The sequence below is a fragment of the Amycolatopsis sp. NPDC047767 genome, assembly GCF_040704195.1.
Taxonomy (GTDB): domain Bacteria; phylum Actinomycetota; class Actinomycetes; order Mycobacteriales; family Pseudonocardiaceae; genus Amycolatopsis.
On the sequence record NZ_JBEYSJ010000057.1, the window covers coordinates 7,422 to 26,761 of the forward strand.

The window sequence follows — 19,340 nt, forward strand, 5'->3', positions numbered from 1 at the left end:
GGTCAGCCCCGCCCGTCACGCTTGGCCAGCCCCGCCAGCCAACCGCCCGGTCAGCCCCGCCCGTCACGCTTGGCCAGCCCCGCCAGCCAACCGCCCGGTCAGCCCCGCCCGTCACGCTTGGCCAGCCCCGCCAGCCAACCGCCCCGGTCAGCCCTGTCGGTCGCGCTTGGTCAGGCCTGTCGGTTGCGCGCCGGCTGAGGTGGGTTGGCCGGGACCGGGTCGTCCTTGGGGAGGCGGAGGGGTACGGCGAACCACAGTAGGCCGAACAGCAGGACCGTGAAGCTGCCCGCGGCGATGAGGGCGGGGGTGCCGTAGACGACCTTGGCGATGAGGGCGACCGTGAGCGTGACCGTGCCGGCGAGACAGCCGAAGCCGACGAGCACCACTCGGTTGCCAACGCGCAGGATCTCGTCGCGGCGGCCTGTGCGGAACAGCAGGCGGTGCCACGCCGCGGGCGCGGTGAGCAGCGCGGTGGCGGCGACCGCCAGCAGCACCGCGACCAGGTGCAGCCCCTTCACGAGCCCGCCGGCCGCCTGGAACCGGTCGGTGAACACGACCGCCAGCAGGAACCCGAGCAGGATCTGCACCCCAGCCTGCGCGACGCGTAGCTCCTGAAGCAGCTCGCCGACGTTGCGCTGCAGCTTCTGGTTGCGTGTCTCCCCGGTGTGCTCCACGTCGACGTTGTCGATGGCCTCGTCGGCCTCCACCGGTGGTGCACCGCCGGTGGTCGAACCGAGGCCTTCCCCACGGCGGAATTCGGCTCCTGCGGGGTCGGCGGAGGGCGGGTTGGCTCGGCGCTGCTCGTCGGGGTCAGTCATCGGGTGTGCTCCAGGGTCGGCTTCGTGCCGAAACACTAAGCCCGACCACCAGACTCCCGTTCCCCCGAACCTGGCCGACCGGCCCGTGGAGGATTCACCCGGCGCTGCGCACGACGGGGGAACTGATCACACGTTCGGGTGGCGCCCATGGCGTCGCGGTCCACGCGCTGGCTAGAGAATGACCATGCGAATCGCTCCCACACTCCTTTCCGCTGCTCTCGTCGCCGGCTTGGCCAGCCTCTCCGGCGCCACCGCCGACGCGGCCACCCCGGTGCACTTCACCTCCGTGCACGGCACCTTCACCGGGTACTCCCGTGGCGCCCACGCCGTGACCTACCGCACCGACCTCGTCCCGGGCGGCGCACAAGCCCACGTGTTCGGCACGTCCGCGCACACCACCGGCACCACGACCGCGCTCGTGGTCACCGGCCTGCTGCCGAACCACCAGTACGGCGCCCACGCCCACGCGAACGCGTGCGGCCCCAGCGGCGACGACGCCGGCCCGCACTTCCAGCACACACCGGACCCGGTGAAGCCGTCGGTGGACCCCACCTACGCGAACCCGCGCAACGAGATCTGGCTCGACTTCACCACCGACCATTTCGGCACGGGCCACGCCAAGTCCACTGTGGACTGGACGTTCGGCTCACGACGCGCACACTCCGTGGTGATCCACGAAACACACACGCACACCGACGCCGGTCACGCCGGAACCGCAGGCGCACGGCTGGCCTGCCTGGACGTCGCCTTCTGACCTAGAACCCCCAAGAGCGCTCCGGGACGATGCGGACGCGCACCGAGAACGACGCGTCGAACGCGGCCGCGTCGGCGTATCCGACGCCGGCGTAGGACGGCTCGTATTTCTCGAGGTAGCCCGGCGCTTCGGAGGGTTTGCCCTCGTCGACTTGGGCGCGGCCGTTGACGACGAGGATGCTTCCGCCGTTCTGGTCGCTGTTGAGGTGGAAGCTCACCTCCGGGTTGCCGGCGATGTGGCGGAGTTTGGCGGTGTCGGGCTGGCTGAACACCAGGATGTCGTCGCCGTCGAGGACGAACCACACCGGACGTGGTGCGGGACGTCCCCTCGGCGTGATGGTGGTCAGCCAGCCCACGGGCTCGCCGGCGCGCTTGATCAGGTTCGGGTCGGGTGTGTACTGCATCTTCGGTCTCCCCTCGGAAGTGGTGAGATCAAGAGAACCACAACCCACCGACAGTTTCCGCTAGCGCGAGGCGACCATTCGCGCATATCGGCTCCCTGCAAGCAAAAGAACGAGACCGGCGCCGAGAAATGCACCCACTCGGGCGAGCCCGTCGAGCGCCGCGAGGTCGAACAGAACCAGCTTCGCGACCGCTGCGGCAACCAGCACGAGACCTACCACGCGAAGCGCGACGACAGCGATACCGCGGAGAAGCAGGACGAGGGCGGCGACCGTCCAGGAGACGGTGATCAACGCGTGGCCCAGCAGGAAACCGGACCGGCCGGGAACCGCCAGCAGTGCCGCGCACAGGACCAGGCCGGCTGCGCCGTAGAGCGCGGCGAGGCCGCCCGGAAGCCACGGCAAAAGCTTGCTGGGATTGAGGGTTTCGAGCCGCACGGCGGCCCAGGTCAACGCGATCGCGGCGCCCAGCATGAGCGCGGCCGCGGCGAGTGCGGCGAGCAGGTCCGCGGTCGTGTGCGCTCGTGGGACAACGAGGATCGCGGGCGGCACGTCCACGACGATCGCGACGAGCCCGCCGATCACCGCGAAAGCCAGCGAACCCCCTAGCACGAAACGGTTCTTCGTGTACCGAGCGGCGAACGCGAGCGCCAGCGCTTCACCCAGCAGCACCGCACCCCCGTCGAATTCCGTGACCGTGGCCTGCAAAGCGGCGACGAGGCCGGCGACGCCTGCGACCGTACCGGCTTGACCGCGCACGAACGGCCATTTCGCGACAAGGACAACCGCCACCGCACCCGCCAAAAGTGCCGCCTGCGTCTTCGGAAGCACCATCGCGGCGGCCAACACGGGTAGTGGCGCGACGGCGAGCACGGCCAGCAAAGTCGGATCGTTTTCCCTGCGGCGCAGCATGATCAACGAGATGGCGGCGCTCACGAAACCGGTGGCCACGGCGACGCCGGTGTTCTGCGTGTGCAGCACGGTGCCGATCAGCGACGCTGTCAAGGGCGGAATCGCCGAAGTGAGCGAAAGGGACCACCACGACCGTCGCAACTGGACGGGCACCGTCGAGATCTGGATGATGAGCAAGAAGGTCACGAGTTCCGGCGTGAAGCCCTGGGTGATCACGGGTGCGCACACGCCGCACGCGACGACGACGGAACTGGCGAGCAGAGGGGAATTCCACATGACGGCGAGCAGCAGCCCGCCCACCGCGGTCACGAGCCCGACGGCGAGGCCGGCGGGGACGGGCAGGAACTCGTACAGGGAGGTGGCGGCTATCGCGTCGAGGTAGAGCGTCGCGATCCCTGTGGCGGCAAGGGCAAACGCACCGGTGCGCGCGGCCGGCTTGCGATGCAGCCACGCGCCCGCCCCGACGAGCGCGGCCCCGAACACGGCCCCCACGAGCACCCGCGGCAACGGCCCCAGCCACCCGCGCTGCACCGCGAGCACGAGCAGCAGCACAACACCCAGCAACGTCACGGCCCCACCGACCCACGCGAGCAACCGCGACCCGGCGCCCTCCTTGCCGAGCCGCTCGCTCAGGGTGGGCTGCGGGGTGTAGGTCGGGAAGGGGTTGGTCTGGGGGTAGGGCTGCTGCGCGTACGGCTGGGGTTCGGCTGGCGTCGGGTAGGCGTAGGCGCCGGGGTACGGCTGGTAGATGGGACCGAAGGGCGCGTACGGCTGCGGGCCGGTCTGGGGCTGCTGACGCGATTCGGCTTGGTGGGTCGGCTGCGGAGCTGACGCCGGGTGTGCGGCGGCCTGAGCCTGCGACGGCTGGCCACCTGGCTGCTGCGGACTCGACTGAGCTTCCGACCGGCCACCTGACGAGGGCGAGGTTTGGTAGGGACCCGCCTCGGACTGAGTGCCAGCCTGCAGCGGGTGCTGGATCGACGCGGGAGCTGGCTGTGGGCCCGCGCCGGTGAGGTGTGCCGGTAGGTCGCCTTCGCTCGCGCTGGGCTGGGCGGATGTGGCCGGCTGCACGCCTGCCTGCGGCTGCGCGGCGGTCGACGGAGGGTGTGGCCGATCCAAGTCCGGTGCGGCCTCGGGCTGCGGTGCCTCGGTGGGCGTCAGCGACTGGCCCGGCGGCACTGGTGGCTGGGAAGTGGGCTTGACCAGCGGGTTCACCGGCCCAGCCTGCGCAGCCGGGTCCGGGGGCGGCGTGGCGGGCGTTCCTGCGACGCGGAGTTCGGTGCCGACGGCGGCGATGTGCCGGCCGAGGGCGTCGAGGGCGTCGGCGAGGCGGTGAAGCGTGGCGGCGTCCGTGGTCATGCGGTCAGGGTCGGGGATGGGTGGCAGTGATCGGATCCGTAGCACTACTCAACCCCGGACACGGGACGGTTGCGATCACCCCGGGCTAGTCTTCGCGGCGCAGGCCCAGCGACGAGGAGTGGCGTGGACGATCAGCTGCTGGACGACCTCGCCGAGCTGGCCGAGGTGCTCCGGCCGCACAAGCCGGGTGTGGCGACGTTCCTCCGGACGCACCACGAACGGCTCGTGCAGGCGCCGACCCGGCTCGAGCGGCGACGGGCGCTGAGGTCGTTGCTCGGGCTGTTCCGCGGTGCGGCGGGAAGCTTCAACGACGTCTCCCTCCACGACCACGGCGACCTCCTGCCCGAGAACGCGCGCATGGAGGAACTCCGGGCGGCGGTCGCGCGGCAGGCTCGTGAGGAGCTGGACCGCCGCTGATCCCGGACGCGGGCGGCGGATAAGAGAGGCTGAGACCACGCCGGACCTGGCCGAGTCGCTGGCGTTCTTCCCGTGCAGGGAACGTGGAGACATCGGCCGAGCACGGCCGGCGAGCCGGGCAGGCGGCCATCGGGGGCAGCCGTGGCGATCTGGACCACCGAGCACCAACACGAGCCCCAACCGGACAGCAGCTTCCTCGCGAATAGAGGCGAAGGCGCAGCAGCGGCCGCCGTCCGAGTCCCGAACACAAGCCGCCCCGGGCTACCCGCCACACGCGGGCCGGCGGGTAGCCCAGCGACCGTCAGCCGGCCTGAGCGATCACCTCGTCCATCGTCGCCATGATCGAGATGGTTTCGTCGAGCGGCATCAGCGGGCTCTCCAGCGCGCCGGCCGCCAGGAGGCGGGCGACCTCGTCGGCCTGGTGGCGCAGGCCGCGGCCGGGGTCGGTGTGGGTGTGGCGGACGGGGGTGCCGCCGCGTGGGGTGACGGTGAAGGAAGCCGGGGCGTAGAAGGCGCCTTCGATGTCCAGGCGCGCGTCGGTGCCGACGATGGAGGCGGTGGTGCCCGACGCGGCGCGGAGGGTGCAGTTGAGGACCGCGTGGGCGCCGCTGTCGTAGCCGAAGAGCATGGACGTCTGGGCGTCGACGCCGGTGAAGGCCGGCGAGACGATCGAGGCCACGCGCGACGGCGTCCCGAGGATCATCGACGCGAACGAAACCGGGTAGACGCCCAGGTCGAGCAGCGCGCCGCCGCCGAGGGCCGGGGCGAAGAGGCGGAAGTCGGCGTCCTCGGCGAACCACTGGCCGTGGTCGGCGGAGACGGTGACGATGTCGCCGAGCTCCGGGAGCAGGCTACGGACGTGGTGGATGTGCGGCAGGAAGCGCGTCCACATCGCTTCCATCAGGAACAGTCCGCGTTCGCGAGCGAAGGAGACCAGTGAACGCGCCTCGTCGGCGTTCATCGTGAACGGCTTCTCCACCAGCACCGGCTTGCCGGCGGACAGCGCGAGCATGGCGTTGTCGTGGTGCATCGGGTGCGGGGTCGCGACGTAGACGACGTCGACCTCGGGGTCCGCGGCCAGGGCTTCGTAGCTGCCGTGGCGGGTGGGGATGCCGAGGCGGTCGGCGAACGCGTCGGCGGTCTCGCGGCTGCGCGAGCCGACGGCGGCGACCACACCCGAATCGGTGAGCTTCAGGTCCTCCGCGAAGGCACCGGCGATGCCGCCCGTACCCATGATTCCCCAGCGCAGCATGCGTCCTCCACGTTCTCGCCCGAAACTGTCGGACCGAAGACATACCATCGACCCCACCGAACGGAGGAGCCGCCATGACCACGCTCGCCAACCGCCCGAAGACCGGCCTGCTCGTGATCGACGTGCAGAACGGCGTGGTCGACCACGCCCACGAGCGTGACAAGGTCGTCGCCAACATCGGCGCGCTCGTCGACAAGGCGCGCGCCGCCGACGTCGACGTGGTGTGGGTGCAGCACAACAGCGAACAGATGCCTCGCGACAGCGAGAAGTGGCGGTACGTGCCGGAGCTCGTCCGGAACGACTCGGAAGCGTTGGTGCAGAAGGCGTACCCGGATTCGTTCGAGGACACCGACCTCGAGTCCGTGCTGGCCGAGCGCGGCATCGGGCGCCTGTTCGTCTCGGGCGCGCAGACCGACGAGTGCATCCGCTCGACGCTCCACGGCGCCATCGCGCGCGGCTACGACGCCACCTTGGTCGGCGACGCGCACACCACCGAAGACCTCTCCGAGTACGGCGCGCCGACACCCGACAAAGTCATCGCGCACACGAACCTGTACTGGAACTACCACGCGGCACCCGGCCGAAAGGCCGGCACGGTCACCACCGAGGAGGTCGACTTCACGCCCTGACCTGCACGAAGTCAGAACACCTCCACTGTCGAGACCCTCGGCAGGCCGGCGAGCGCCGGCTCGTCGTCCTCGACCGCGGCCAGCACGGCCGCCTCGGCGAGGCCGGCTCGTCGGCACAGTTCCACCGCCGCTTCCGCCACGCCCGTGCAGCCGGTGCGGGCCAGGATCGGAACGACGTGGCCGGGCCGGGTGAGGTCGGTCCACGTCGTGGCCGGAGCCGCGAGGGTGCGCGCGGTCAGGGCCCGGTCGTGGGCGGAGATTCCGGTGGTGATGCCGTCGGCGGCGTCCACGGAGACGGCGAACGGCGGGCAGTCGGTGTCGTCGGCGGGCAGCAGCGGGATGCGCAGCGCGCGCAACCGCTCGCGTGGGAGAGCGACGCAGGCGAACCCGCTGGTGTAGCGGATGAGGAAGGCCATCGACGCGGTGGTCACCAGCTCGGCCGGGAGGACCAGGCAGTCGTCGAGCCGCACCGGTTCGCCGCGGCCCAGGGCCGCGAGCGCTCCGACGTCCAGATCGGCGGCGAGGCTCATCAGCCCAGGTAGTCCGTGATCGCGGCGAGGGTGTCGTCCTGGTACTCCAGGAGCATGGCGTGGCCACCCCGAGGCAGGACGCGCAGGGAAGCGTTCGGCAGCAGCGAAGCCATTTCCACGGACTGCGACACGGGCGTCAGGACGTCTTCGGCACCGGCCAGCACGAGCGTCGGGGTCAGCGCCGACGGCAGGTCCGGGCGGGAGTCGTAGACGCGCAGGCCCGCGGCTTGCGCTTCGAAGCCTTCCAGCGACGTCGGGTACGGGTCTTCCGCGGCCAGTTTCGCTTGGGCGGCAAGGGTTTCGTGGTCCGACAACACTCGGGCGGTGAAGGCCCACGCCATGCCGATCACGCCGACGGCCAGCGGGTCGACGTCGGCGCGGCGGAGCGCGAGGCCGGCGTCGAGCCACGCGTGCTGGATGGGGGTGTACGACGGGAAACCGTTGAGCAGCACGGCTTTCGACAGGACCGAACCGTGGCGGATCAGCATCGACTGCAGCACCGACGCGCCCAGCGACCAGCCCACGGCGGCGACCGGGCCGAGGTCCAGGTACTCCACGAGCGCGGCCGCGTCGTCGGCCAGCGTGTCCACCGAGTACGGACCCGGGGGCACGGCGCTGCGGCCGACACCCCGGTTGTCGAAGGTGATCACGGTGAACCGGCGGCTCAGTTCGGGCACCGCGCCCGCCCACGCGCTCGAGTTGGCGCCGAGGCCGGCGATGAGCAGCAGTGGCGGGCCTTCGCCCGCGGTGTCGTAGCGGAGGGTCACGCCGTTCACGGTCGCTGTCGCCAAGGTGCACCGTCCTCTCGAAGACACGAGCATCCGGCCGCGCCGGGTCGCGCGACAACAGGAGGATGTACACGAGCCGCACATCGGACGTGGGTGAACGCACACGCACTGCGCCATCCAGCGGCTTTTGGTCGACGGGGCCGGACATCTGTGGTCAAGATGTCAACAGGCACCGAGGAGACGAGATGGACAACACCAACGGCGGTGTGACCACCACGGAACAGGACCTGGCCAGGCTGCTGCACCTGCTCGCCGACGAAACCGGCGCGACGGGCGAGTTCGACCGGCTCGGCGAGGACCTGGCGGGCGAGGGCGATGGGGAGCTCGTCGCCCTCACGCTGACCAGGGCCGCGCGCATCCGCGGACTGCTCGCCGACCGCAAGCGCCGCGAGCGCGAGATGCAGGCGCTGCTGGACACGGCCAGTGATCTCGCCTCGGTGCGCGAGGTCGACGCCGCGCTCGACGCGATCGTCGCCCGCGCGCGCCGGCTGCTCGGCACCGACGCCGCGTACATGGCGCTCGTCGATCCGGAGACGGGCGACGCGTACATGCGCGTCACGCTCGGCACGATCACGCGGCCCATCGAATCGCTGCGGCAGCCGCCCGGGTACGGCGTCGGCGGCTGGGTCGCGCAGGAAGGCCGCCCGTTCGCCACCGCCAACTACCTGCGCGACAACCGGATTCGCCGCAAGCACTCCGTCGCGTCGGCCGTGGCGGAGGACGGGATCGTGAGCATCCTCGGCGTCCCGATGCGCGTGGGTTCGGAAGTGATCGGCGTGCTGTTCGGAGCCAACCGCGACGAGCGAACATTCGCACAATCCGAGATCGACCTGCTGGGCTCGCTCGCGGATCACGCGGCGATCGTGTTGGAAAACGCACGCCTCTTCGCAGCCACCAAGGCCACCGCCGAGGAGCTGACGGTCGCCAACGACCAGCTCGCCCGCCACAACAAAGCCCTCGAACAGGCAGCGACCGCCCACGAACAGCTGATGGCGATGGTCCTGCGCCGCGCCGACCTGGCCGAACTGGTGGCCGCCGTCGCCGAGACCCTCGACGGCGCGGTCCTCGCCGCCGAACCCGACGGGACGCCGCTGGCCAAGGCCGGCCCGGCGGAGCTGCTGGATCGGCTGCCGGACCTGCCGCCGGTCGCCGCGGAGGTTGCCGGGACGGACCTGGTGGACGGCCCCGCCGATCGGGCCGCGCTGCCGACGGAGTCCGGAAGCGAGCAGGGCAGGAGCATCGGTGAATCCGGGCCGACCAACGAACCCGGACCTGGCCGGGTGCGGGATTTGGGGCGGCGCGCGTGGACGGTGCCCGTGCGGGCTGGGGGTGAAACGTTCGGGCATCTGGTGTTCTCGGGGCGCGCGGAGCCGTTGGACACCGACAAGCGGATCCTCGAGCGGTCGGCGCAGACGGCGGCGTTGTTGTTGCTCGTCGAACGTCAGATGTCCGCGGCCGAACAGCAGGTGCGCGGGCAGGTGGTGGACGAGTTGCTTGCCGAACGCGAGCCGGATTGGGCGGCGTTGCGGCGGCGCGCGAAGGTGTCGGGTGCGATCGATTTCGCCGTGCGGCAGACGGTGCTCGTGGTTTCGGCCGGCGGCACCACCAGGCGGCGGCTGCTGAGGGCCGCAGCCGACTACGTCCGGGCGCACGGGGGTGTGGCGACCGAGCACGGTGGGCACGTCGTGCTGGTGCTCCCCCGCGCCGACGCGACGGCCGCCGTGAGAGCCGCGCGGAGGCACCTCGAGCGCGCGACCGGCGGCACGGTCACCGCGGGCGTGGCGGGACCCGCCGCGACCGCGCCCGCCGTGCGGAGCCTGCACCGGGAAGCCGAGCGCTGCCACCGGTTGCTCGTCGCGCTCGGGCGAGCGGGCACGGCCGCCAGCCTGGCCGACCTCGGTGTGCTCGGCCTGGTGCTCGACGGCGCCTCCCGCGAACACGTCCGCCGCCTCGTCGAGGACAACGCCGGCGCGATCCTGAGCTACGACGACGAACACGGCTCTCTGCTGGCCGAAACCCTCGACGGCTACTTCGCCGCCGGCGAGAACCCCCGCGCCGCCGCGCGCCGGCTGCAGGTGCACGCCAACACCGTCTACCAGCGCCTCGACCGCGTCGACCAGGTGCTCGGGCACCGCCGTTGGCGTGAGCCCGCGGGTGCCCTCACGCTACGCATCGCCCTGCAGCTCCGGCGCGTAATCGACCAGATCCCGGTGGTGGTGTCATGACAGCGGAAGCGCTCACCAGGTCCACAGTGGACAACCCTGCCGAAGCCCTCGCCCACCTCACCTTCCTGCTCGCCGAAGAGGCGCCGGCCACTGATTTCGAGGCGGTCGAGGCCCACGTCCGGGCGCTTCCCGAAGGCGGCCGGAAGAACCTGCTGCGGCAAGCGATTGCGGACGCCCGCACCGTCCGCGGCATCCTCGCCCGCCGCGCGCAACGCGAACGCGAAACCCAAGCCCTGTACGAAACCGCGCGCGACCTGACCTCGCTGCGAGACGTCGACGAGGTGCTCAGTGCCATCGTCGACCGCGTCCGCCGGCTCCTGGCCACCGACTCCACCTACATCGCCCTCATCGACGACGACACCGGCGACGCCTACATGCGCGTCACCTCCGGCACGGTCACCGCGCCGATCCGCTCAGTGCGCCAACGGCCCGGCTCGGGCGTCGGCGGCCGTGTGATCGCCACTGGACGTCCGTTCGCCACCACCAACTACCTCACCGACCCCCGCATCCACCGCGAAACGCACGTCGCGAGCGCCGTCGGAGAAGACGGCGTGGTGAGCATCGCCGGTGTGCCGATGAAACTCGGGCAACGCGTGATCGGCGCCTTGTTCGCAGCCGATCGCCACGAGCGAACATTCGATCAACACGACATCGCTTTGTTGACCTCGCTTGCACACCACGCGTCCGTGGTGATCGACAACGCGCGCCTGTTCGGCCAGCTCGGCAGCACGACGGAGGAGCTGCGCGAAACCCACGCGCAGATGTCCGAACAACGCCACGCGCTCGAACTCGCCGGCGCCGCCCACGAGCTCTTGGTGCCGCTCGCGCTCGCGGGCGCCGGCCTCGGCGAAGTCGCCGACACGATGGCACGGCTGCTCGGCGGCACCGTTGCCCTCGAGACCGGCACCGACCGCGTCGCCGCCACCGCGCCCGGCGGGATCCCGGTCGAGGCCGTGTTCCGCGCCGGCACCGTCGTCCCGCTGCGCGCCGGCGGCGAAACACACGGGCGGCTGTACTTCGGGCGCACCCAGCCCCTGACCGAAACCGAACTCGGCACCCTCGAACGCGCGGCACAGACCGCAACACTTCTGGTACTTCTCGAACGCCAAACGGCAACAGTCGAACAAGACCTGCGCCACGAGCTGGTGGAAGACCTCCTCGGCGAACGGGAACCCGACTGGGACTCCATCACACGGCGTGCGAAAAGGTTCACGGTTCTGGTGGAAAACGAACCGCACGTGATCGTGGTGGTCTCAGGCGATGCGCAAGAACTCACATCCGCCGCCGAATGCGTCGCCACCCGCCGCGGCGGCCTCGCGAGCGAAGTGGACGGTCACCTCGTCCTGATCCTCCCCGGGTGTGACGCCGGCGCCATCGCCCGGGCCGTTGCGGCCGAGCTCGACGCGAGCACCCCCGTCACCGCCGGAGCCGCCGGCCCGGCCCACGACCTCCCGGCGTTGCGCACCACCCACCACCGGGCCCTGCGCTGCCACCGCCTCCTGCTGGCCCTCGGCCGGGAAGGCAGCGGCGCGGGCCTCGACGAACTCGGCGTGGTCGGCGTCGTGCTCGATAACGTCGGCCCCGACCAACTGCGCCGCGTCGTCCGCCGCGCCCTGGGACCGCTGCTCGACTACGACGCCGAACACCGCTCGTCCCTGCTCGCCACCGTCGAGTGCTACTTCGACCGCGGCCAGAGCCCGCCCGCCGCGGCCCGCGCGCTCGGCATCCACGTCAACACGCTCTACCAGCGCCTCGACCGCATCGACCACGTGCTCGACGGTGCCGGCTGGCGCGATCCGGAAAACACCCTCGACCTGCAGGTCGCCCTGCAGCTCTACCGGCTCATGCCGGACCCCGCCGCGCCCGCTCCCGCAGCACGAACTTCTGCACCTTCCCCGTCGACGTCTTCGGCAGCTCACCGAACTCCACCGACTTCGGCGCCTTGAACCGCGCCAGCCGCGACCGCACGTGGGCGACGATCTCCTCCTCCGTCGCCGACGCGCCGGCGTGGAGCGTCACGTAAGCCGCCGGCACCTCACCCCAGTGCTCGTGCGGCGCGGCGACCACCGCGACCTCCAGCACGGCCGGGTGGTCCGCGATCGCCTGCTCCACCTCGACGGACGCGATGTTCTCACCGCCGGAGATGATCACGTCCTTGCTGCGGTCGCGCAGTTCCACGTATCCGTCGGGATGGAGAACGCCCAGATCACCGGTGCGGAACCAGCCGTCCGGTGCCGCCGCGCGCGTCGCCTCGGGGTCTTTGAAGTAGCCGAGCATCACGTTGTTGCCCCGCAACGCGATCTCGCCGACCGCCACGCCGTCGGCGGGCACGTCCACCCCGTCGGTCCCGATCACCCGCACGACACACGCGATCATGTTCCCCACGCCCTGGCGCGCCTTCATCCGCGCCTGAGCCGTCGCGTCAAGATCGTTCCACTCCGGACGCCAGTCGCAGATCATGGCCGGGCCGAAGGTTTCCGTGAGCCCGTACAGGTGCGTCACGTCGAACCCCAGCTCACCCATGCGCCGCAGGATCGCCGGAGACGGTGGCGCGCCGCCGGTCGCCACGCGCACCGTTGGTGTGACTCGCACAGCCTCTTGTGCGTAAGCCAACATCGACAACACCGTGGGCGCACCGTTGAGGTGGGTGACTCCCTCCTCGCGGATCAGCCGCCACACCTCGGCGGGCTCGACCTTCGGCAGGCACACGTGCGTCGCCGCCGCTGCCGTGACGGCCCACGGGAAACACCAGCCGTTGCAGTGGAACATCGGGAGTGTCCACAAATGCACAGAAGATGGTGACAATCCCACGTGACCTACCATCGCCAACGCCTGCAGGTACGCGCCGCGGTGGTGGTACAACACGCCCTTCGGCCGGCCGGTGGTGCCGGACGTGTAGTTGATCGACAGCACGGCCCGCTCGTCGTCGGGTGTCAACGCCAGCGGAGCAGCGGCCGCGAGCAGCGCCTCGTACTCCTCCCCGGCCCGGATCCGCCGCACCCCGCCGACGCTCGAGAGCACCTCGTCCACCAGCGGGTCGAACACCGGATCGTGCACGAGCACCGACGCCTCGGAGTGCTCCAGGATGTACGCGACCTCGCGCGCCGACAGCCGCGTGTTCACCGCCACCAGCGGCACTCCCGCCCAGGGCACACCGAAGTTGGCCTCCAGCAACACGTGCGTGTTCGGCGCCAGCACCGCCACCGGACGCCCGCCGGCCAACGGCGCCAGCACCCCCGCCAGCCGACGGCACCGGTCGTGCAGCTCCGCGTACGTCCACCGAGAAGCACCGTCGACCACCGCGACCCGGGAGCCGTGCGCCGCCGCCGCGCGGTCCAGATAGGACAGTGGCGTCAGGGGTTCGAACGAGAGCTCCATCAGGCGACCCGCGCCCCGGCGACAAGACCCGCGAACCGCACCACCTCGTCGGCCACCAGGTGCAGCTGCTGTACCACCCGTGGCTGGTCACACACACCGTCGGCGAACTGCGTCTCCAGTGAGTTCACCACCGCGCCGTAGGGCGTGACCCAGCCGCGCAACGCGTGGACCACCGCTCGCAACGCGCCCAGCGTCGTCACCCCCGCCTGCCACCCGTGCGCCGCCACGACGAGCCCGACGGCCCGGTCGGCGAGGTAGGACAACGGATCCTCGCGCATGTCCTCCACGTAGTCCAGAGCGTTCTTGACCAGCCCCGACATCGACCCGTGGTAGCCGGGCGACGCGATGATCACGCCGTCGGCCCGCCGCAGGTGCTCGACCAGCTCGCGCGCCACCGCGCCGCCGTCGCCGCCCGGCGCGTACATCGGCAGCTGGGCCAACGACGCCCCGGCGAACGCGTGCGTGGTCGCGCCCAGCTCTTCCGCGTGTCGCAACGCGATCCGCAGCGACTGCTCACTCGACGATCCGGGGCGCACGGTCCCCCCGAGGCCCACGATGTGCAGCTGTCCAGCTCGTTCCACGACCCACCACCCGTCACTCGCGCTGACTTGGCCACTTCATCGTCAGCGGCGCCCGGGCACGGCGGCAATGGGAATCCGCACATGCCGCGGGCCCGCAGCGCGCACGAACTTCCGTTGTCGCACCCTCGTGCCGCAGGTCACAGTCGAGCCCATGGTCATGGCACTGGAGAACAAGATCGCCGTCGTCACGGGCGGCGCGAGCGGCATCGGCCGGGCCACCGCGGTGCGCTTCGCGCGCGAGGGCGCACACGTGGTGATCGGCGACGTGCAAGATGCGAGCGAAACCTTACGGCTGGTGGAAGAAATCGGCCAAAAGGCTGTGTACAAACGAACAGACACCACCAGCGAAGCCGACTGCGACGCCCTCGTCGCCGCGGCGGTGGCCGAGTTCGGCCGGGTCGACGTCGGCGTGGCGGCCGCCGGCATCGCGACCGCGGCGGGGATGAGCAACGTCGAGACCCGCGCGCAGAACGGCGACGCGACACACGTGGTGAACCTGGCGACGGAGGCGTTCCGGCGGGTGCTGGACGTCAACGTGCTGGGCGTGATGATGACCGACCGCGCGCTCGCCCGGCAGATGCTCGAACAGGGTGACGGGGGTTCGATCATCAACATCGCCTCGAGCGCCGCGAAGATCCCCTTGGCCGGCGCGGCGCCCTACTGCACGTCGAAGGCCGGCGTCTGGATGCTCACCAAGGTCCTCGGCCTCGAGCTCGCCACCACCGGCGTGCGCGTGAACGCCGTGGGCCCCGGCTACACGGCGACGCCGATGATCGCCGGCATCGAGGACAACGAGGCGGCCTACTCCTCGGCGATGAGCATCACGCCGATGAACCGCCTCGGCACCCCTGAAGAGCAAGCGAACGCGGTGCTGTGGCTCGCGTCCGCCGAATCGTCGTTCGTCACCGGCCAGATGCTGCACCCGGCGGGCGGCCAGTTCACCGACTAGCGGAATGGAGGTTCCCGCATGACAACGCTGGACATCGCAGGCATCGGGCGGTTCGAGGTCGACCTCTGGGAGGACGGCAGCGGATCGCCCCTGTTGTACCTGCACGGGTACGAGCGCCACCCCGGCGCCGCCGGCTTCCTGAAGCGCCTTGCCGAATCCCGGCGGGTGCTCGCGCCCGAACTGCCGGGTTACGGCAAGTCGACCGGGTTCGAGCACTTCACCGACGTGCTCGACGTCGCCCTGTTCCACCGCGCACTGGTCAGTTCTTGGGGTCTGGAGCAGGTGGACGTCGTCGGGCACTCGCTCGGCGGGATGTTCGCGGCCGAACTCGCCGTGATCGCTCCCCAACTCGTACGACGGCTGGTGTTGGTGGATCCGTTCGGAATCTGGCTCGACGACCAGCCTTCACTCGACCCGTTCGGCGCGGCCGCCGACGTGAAGGCCGCCAAGTGGCACGCCGGCCCGCCCGAGCAGGAGCCGACGAACTTCGTGCCCGACCCCGAAGACCCCCACGCAGGAATCCTGTTCTCCGCCCGCAACCTCGGCTCGGCCACGAAGTTCATGTGGCCGATCGCCGAACGCGGCCTCCGGCGCCGGCTGCCGCTGATCTCCGCGCCGACGCTGGTGGTCAACGGCGCGTCCGACGGCCTCGTGACCACCGCGTACGCCGAGGAGTTCGCGCGGCTCGTGCCCGACGCCAAGGTCACCGTGATCGACGAGGCCGGGCACTACCCGATGGTCGAGCAGGAAGACGAGTTCGTGTCCGTGGTCACCGCTTTCCTGGATTCCTGAGAGGACGTCGAAATGGGCAGGGTAGACGGCAAGGTCGCACTGGTCACCGGGGGCGCGGCGGGCATCGGCCGCGAGACCGCGTACACGCTCGCGCGTGAAGGCGCGTCCGTGGTGGTCGCGGACATCAACGAGGACGGCGCCAAGCTGGTGGCCCAGAAGATCGGGGACACGGCGAGCGCCGTGCGCTTCGACGCCACCGATCAGCAGTCCATTGAGGACATGGTCGCCGCGGTAATCGAACGCCACGGCCGCGTGGACGTGATCCACAACAACGCCGCGCTGGTCGGGCCCGACGCGTGGTTCGGCGACACCACGGTGATCGACACCGACATCGCGCTGTGGGACCGGGCGTTCGCCACGAACGTGCGGAGCATCTTCTTGGTGTGCAAATTCGCACTTCCGCACATGGTCGAGGCCGGCCACGGCGGTTCGATTGTGAACATGGCCTCGATCGGCGGGCTGCGCGGGAGCACAGGGCTCACGGCGTACGGCACCACGAAGGCCGCCGTTGTCGGGTTGACGCGGTACATCGCGGCGCAGCACGGACGCCAGGGCATCCGCTGCAACGCGATCGCCCCGGGCGTGATCCAGACGCAGCAGCTGCTCGACGCGGTGCCCGACCTCCCGGAGCAGTCGCTGGCCGGCACCGCGTCACCGCGCGCCGGGCTGCCGTCCGACATCGCGAACATGGTGCTGTACCTGGCTTCCGACGAGTCGGCGTTCGTCAACGGCGAGACCTACCGCGTCGACGGCGGCTCCATGGCAGCGGGCTGAACCCCTACTCCTTCGAAAGGCAGGTACGCACGTGAAGTTCCACTGGTTCGCACAGCAGTACTACACCAAGCTCCCCGACGACTACGGCAGCGCCGTGCACAGCTCGTGGGTCACGCCGCCGGCGTCGGTGGCCGACCCGTCGCAGGTGCACGAGGATTACCACACCTACCTGCGCCTCATGCAGCAAGCCGACGGCCTCGGCTGGGACTCCCTGTTGTTGAACGAACACCACCAAACATCACTCGCGATGACGCCGTCGCCCAACCTGATCGCCGCCATCCTCGCCGGGACCACGCAGAACTCCGCGATCGCCCTGTGCGGCAACTCGCTCGCGCTGTACAACCCGCCGGTCCGCGTGGCCGAGGAGATCGCGATGCTCGACACGATCTCCGGCGGCCGCATCATCGCCGGCATGGTGTTCGGCACCCCGATGGACACGGCCTTCTCCTACGGCGTGCCCCCGATCGAGCTGCGCGATCGCTTCCACGAGGCCCGTGACCTCATCACGCGCGCGTGGAAGGCCGAGGAACCGTTCGCGTTCAACGGGAAGTACACCAAGCTGCGTTACGTCAACACGTGGCCGCGGCCGGTGCAGGACGAGATTCCCGTGTGGATCCCGGGCAGTGGCAGTGTGGAGACCTGGGACGTGGTCAACGCCTTCAACTACTGCTACGGCTACCTTTCGTTCAGCGGCAAGCAGAGCGCCGAGCCGATCGTGAAGGGTTTCTGGGACTACACCGAGCAGCAGGGTGCCGACACGAACCCGAACCGCATGGCGTTCACCCAGATCATCTGCTGCGCCGACAGCGACGCCGAGGCCGAGCGCCTCTACGGCGACGCCGTGAAGTACTTCTACCGCCAGAACCCGACGGCGCTGGAGTTCGCGACGCCACCGGGCTACAACTCGCTGCCGTCGATCCGGGCCAACCTCACGCGGGCGCGCACGATGTCCAATGAGGAACGCATGAAGGCCCAGAACGGCGAACTGTCCTTCTGGGAGTACGACAAGCTCGGCTACATCATCGCCGGCACCCCGGAGCGGGTCGAGCAGCGCGTGCGTGACCTCGTGACGGACCTGCGGATCGGCCAGCTCATCACGTGCATGCACGTCGGCAACCTGCCCGAAGAGGTCGCGGCGATGAACAACCAGCTGTTCGGGACGCAGGTGATCCCGAAGCTGCGCGACATCTGGGCCGGGCTCGAGGACCGCTGGACGCCCAAGGTGAGCCAGCAGCGGATCGCGGAACGCTTCCCCTCCGCGGTCACCGCGGGCTGAACGACGAAGGGGCTTCCCCGCGCGGTGCGGGGAAGCCCCTTCTTCAGCTCCTGTGCGTCAGGACACCGGATCGGTGGTCCGGGCCGGCAGCGTCGGTTCGAGGTCGCCCGCCACGGCCTGGTGCACCCGTACCTCTTTGGACAGAAGGACCGGGATGATGGCGACTGCGAACAGGATCGCACCGACGATCCAGATGGTGTCGAGCTGGCCGCGGCCCGACACCGACGTGTCGATCCACTTCCCGCTCTGGTCGGTGATGATCCAGCCGACCGCGACCTGCATGGCCGCCGACGCGCCGTTGAGCGTGCCGGTGACCTCCGGCCGGGCGATGCCGGCCCAGTAGCTGTTGACCGTGCCCCAGAACATCGGATCGCAGAGGAAGGCGAAGGCCCCGATGAAGAATCCCCACAGCACCCACGTCGAATCGTGCAGCAGCACACCCATCAGGAACCCGACGGCACCGCAGGCCGGCCCGGCCACCAGCCACGGCCGCGTGCGGCCACCGAAGAAGCGGGTGACCAGCGTGCCGTTGACGAGTCCGAAGAGGACCGGGATCGCCGCGATGAGCGGGCTGACCCAGGCCACCGTGTCGGGGTTGACCTTGTCGAGGGTGATGAGGCCGTAGGGCAGCCACGGCCCCGAAAGCCACGTCGGGGTCGTCGCCAGTGCGGTCGCGATGATCATCGTGAGGATGCTGCGGTTCTTGAGCGCTCGCAGCAGTTCGCGGAAGCTCAGCTTCTCGCGGACCTCGACCCCGCGGTGTTCGGCATGGATGCGCGCGACCTCCTCCGGCGTGATCCCGCGCAGCTTCTCGGGTTTGTTGGCGGTGAACAGAACCAGCATGACCAGCGCCGGCACACCCAGCGCCGCCACGACGATGAACGCGTCCCGCCAGGACAGGTGGTTCGCCAGCGGCAGCGCGATCGCCGGCGCGAGCACACCGGCGATGAGGGTCGAGCTCATCCACGTCGACGTCGCCCTGGCGCCGAGCGCGCCCGGGAACCACACGGAAAGGAGCCGTTGTGAAGGAGCCCAGGAGAATCCGAAGAAGACGCCGAAGATCAGGTTCCGCCACCACATCTCGTTGTAGGTGTGGACGAACGCCATCGTCGCCGAGAGCACCGTGACGCCGGAGATGCAGATGATGAGCATCAGCTTGGCGCCGATGCGGTCGGCGAGGATGCCGGCGAGCAGCAGCAGGGGGAAGTACCCCAGCAGGTAGCTCGCCGTGACGCTCGAGATCTGACTCGGCGAAAGGTGCAGGTCGGTGGACCAGAACGGGTTGAGCAGGCTGAACTTCGCGCTGTCCAGCCAGACCACGAAGTTGACGATCAGGATGCTCGCGAGCATCAGCCCGCGTTTGCCCATGAAGAGCTTGGGGCGGATTACCGGTGCGGGGAACGACATGAAAGACCCTCCGGACACAGGGGTGCGGATGCAGGTGGTGGATAGGGAGGCGGAACAGGTGCCTCAGCCGAAGTGCTCCCGACCGACTAGTCGGTTCGA

At 70.1% G+C, this 19,340-nt stretch carries 18 protein-coding genes; 9 read left to right on the forward strand and 9 right to left on the reverse strand.

All coding sequences use genetic code 11. From position 1 onward, the window contains the following. Window positions 1-170: 170 nt before the first annotated feature. On the reverse strand, window positions 171-674 hold the full coding sequence (locus tag AB0878_RS47355; RefSeq protein WP_366589821.1) for a DUF6328 family protein: 504 nt from the start codon (window positions 672-674) through the stop codon (window positions 171-173). Window positions 675-1,002: 328 nt separating this feature from the next. Between AB0878_RS47355 and AB0878_RS47360 the strand changes: the two genes are divergently transcribed. Then, the gene (locus tag AB0878_RS47360) at window positions 1,003-1,572 is read left to right on the forward strand and encodes a superoxide dismutase (protein ID WP_366589750.1); all 570 of its coding nucleotides are present in this window, start codon (window positions 1,003-1,005) and stop codon (window positions 1,570-1,572) included. Window position 1,573: 1 nt separating this feature from the next. Here AB0878_RS47360 and AB0878_RS47365 read toward each other — a convergent pair whose 3' ends face one another. Both AB0878_RS47365 and AB0878_RS47370 read right to left on the reverse strand, forming a co-directional pair. Then, window positions 1,574-1,975: a TIGR03667 family PPOX class F420-dependent oxidoreductase gene (locus tag AB0878_RS47365; protein WP_366589752.1), complete on the reverse strand. Its 402-nt coding sequence runs from the start codon at window positions 1,973-1,975 to the stop codon at window positions 1,574-1,576. Window positions 1,976-2,035: 60 nt separating this feature from the next. Then, a complete protein-coding gene (locus AB0878_RS47370) occupies window positions 2,036-4,099 on the reverse strand; it encodes a DUF2339 domain-containing protein (RefSeq protein WP_366589754.1) in 2,064 nt (687 codons plus the stop codon). Between the two features lie 267 nt (window positions 4,100-4,366). Between AB0878_RS47370 and AB0878_RS47375 the strand changes: the two genes are divergently transcribed. Then, complete coding sequence (locus AB0878_RS47375) at window positions 4,367-4,660, forward strand: hypothetical protein (protein WP_366589757.1); 294 nt, start codon at window positions 4,367-4,369, stop codon at window positions 4,658-4,660. 301 nt (window positions 4,661-4,961) lie between these two features. Here AB0878_RS47375 and AB0878_RS47380 read toward each other — a convergent pair whose 3' ends face one another. Next, the gene (locus tag AB0878_RS47380) at window positions 4,962-5,912 is read right to left on the reverse strand and encodes a Gfo/Idh/MocA family oxidoreductase (RefSeq protein ID WP_366589759.1); all 951 of its coding nucleotides are present in this window, start codon (window positions 5,910-5,912) and stop codon (window positions 4,962-4,964) included. Window positions 5,913-5,986: 74 nt separating this feature from the next. On the opposite strand from AB0878_RS47380, the gene AB0878_RS47385 reads away from it, so the two are divergent. Further along, on the forward strand, window positions 5,987-6,541 hold the full coding sequence (locus AB0878_RS47385) for an isochorismatase family protein (protein WP_366589761.1): 555 nt from the start codon (window positions 5,987-5,989) through the stop codon (window positions 6,539-6,541). Between the two features lie 11 nt (window positions 6,542-6,552). Here the strand turns inward: AB0878_RS47385 and AB0878_RS47390 are convergent, their stop codons facing one another. Together AB0878_RS47390 and AB0878_RS47395 are read right to left on the reverse strand one after the other, a co-directional pair. Continuing rightward, window positions 6,553-7,071 (reverse strand): 3,4-dihydroxy-2-butanone-4-phosphate synthase, encoded by a 519-nt coding sequence (locus AB0878_RS47390; RefSeq protein WP_366589764.1) that lies wholly within the window; start codon window positions 7,069-7,071, stop codon window positions 6,553-6,555. Further along, window positions 7,071-7,862, reverse strand: coding sequence for an alpha/beta hydrolase (locus tag AB0878_RS47395; protein WP_366589766.1), 792 nt, complete (start codon window positions 7,860-7,862; stop codon window positions 7,071-7,073). The genes AB0878_RS47390 and AB0878_RS47395 overlap by 1 nt, the downstream gene beginning before the upstream one ends. A gap of 182 nt (window positions 7,863-8,044) precedes the next feature. On the opposite strand from AB0878_RS47395, the gene AB0878_RS47400 reads away from it, so the two are divergent. Together AB0878_RS47400 and AB0878_RS47405 are read left to right on the forward strand one after the other, a co-directional pair. Next, window positions 8,045-10,084 carry a GAF domain-containing protein gene (locus AB0878_RS47400; protein WP_366589768.1) on the forward strand — a complete coding sequence of 680 codons (2,040 nt, stop codon included), beginning with the start codon at window positions 8,045-8,047 and terminating at the stop codon, window positions 10,082-10,084. Next, window positions 10,081-12,030 (forward strand): GAF domain-containing protein, encoded by a 1,950-nt coding sequence (locus tag AB0878_RS47405; RefSeq protein ID WP_366589771.1) that lies wholly within the window; start codon window positions 10,081-10,083, stop codon window positions 12,028-12,030. Before AB0878_RS47400 ends, AB0878_RS47405 begins: the two co-directional genes overlap by 4 nt. Here the strand turns inward: AB0878_RS47405 and AB0878_RS47410 are convergent. Beyond that, window positions 11,927-13,462, reverse strand: a complete 1,536-nt coding sequence (locus tag AB0878_RS47410) for an AMP-binding protein (RefSeq protein WP_366589774.1) — start codon at window positions 13,460-13,462, stop codon at window positions 11,927-11,929. The genes AB0878_RS47405 and AB0878_RS47410 overlap by 104 nt on opposite strands. Continuing rightward, window positions 13,462-14,043 carry an NADPH-dependent FMN reductase gene (locus tag AB0878_RS47415; protein ID WP_366589776.1) on the reverse strand — a complete coding sequence of 194 codons (582 nt, stop codon included), beginning with the start codon at window positions 14,041-14,043 and terminating at the stop codon, window positions 13,462-13,464. Before AB0878_RS47415 ends, AB0878_RS47410 begins: the two co-directional genes overlap by 1 nt. Window positions 14,044-14,194: 151 nt before the next feature. Between AB0878_RS47415 and AB0878_RS47420 the strand changes: the two genes are divergently transcribed. The 4 genes from AB0878_RS47420 to AB0878_RS47435 are packed head-to-tail and all read left to right on the forward strand — an operon-like array spanning window position 14,195 to window position 17,834. After that, on the forward strand, window positions 14,195-14,992 hold the full coding sequence (locus AB0878_RS47420) for an SDR family oxidoreductase (RefSeq protein ID WP_366589779.1): 798 nt from the start codon (window positions 14,195-14,197) through the stop codon (window positions 14,990-14,992). Between the two features lie 18 nt (window positions 14,993-15,010). Beyond that, a complete protein-coding gene (locus AB0878_RS47425; RefSeq protein WP_366589782.1) occupies window positions 15,011-15,784 on the forward strand; it encodes an alpha/beta hydrolase in 774 nt (257 codons plus the stop codon). 12 nt (window positions 15,785-15,796) lie between these two features. Beyond that, a complete protein-coding gene (locus AB0878_RS47430; RefSeq protein ID WP_366589785.1) occupies window positions 15,797-16,558 on the forward strand; it encodes an SDR family oxidoreductase in 762 nt (253 codons plus the stop codon). A gap of 31 nt (window positions 16,559-16,589) precedes the next feature. After that, window positions 16,590-17,834, forward strand: a complete 1,245-nt coding sequence (locus AB0878_RS47435) for an LLM class flavin-dependent oxidoreductase (RefSeq protein WP_366589787.1) — start codon at window positions 16,590-16,592, stop codon at window positions 17,832-17,834. A 57-nt stretch (window positions 17,835-17,891) separates the two neighbouring features. On the opposite strand, the gene AB0878_RS47440 is transcribed toward AB0878_RS47435, so the two are convergent. Further along, window positions 17,892-19,241, reverse strand: coding sequence for an MFS transporter (locus AB0878_RS47440; protein ID WP_366589790.1), 1,350 nt, complete (start codon window positions 19,239-19,241; stop codon window positions 17,892-17,894). Window positions 19,242-19,340 lie beyond the last annotated feature (99 nt).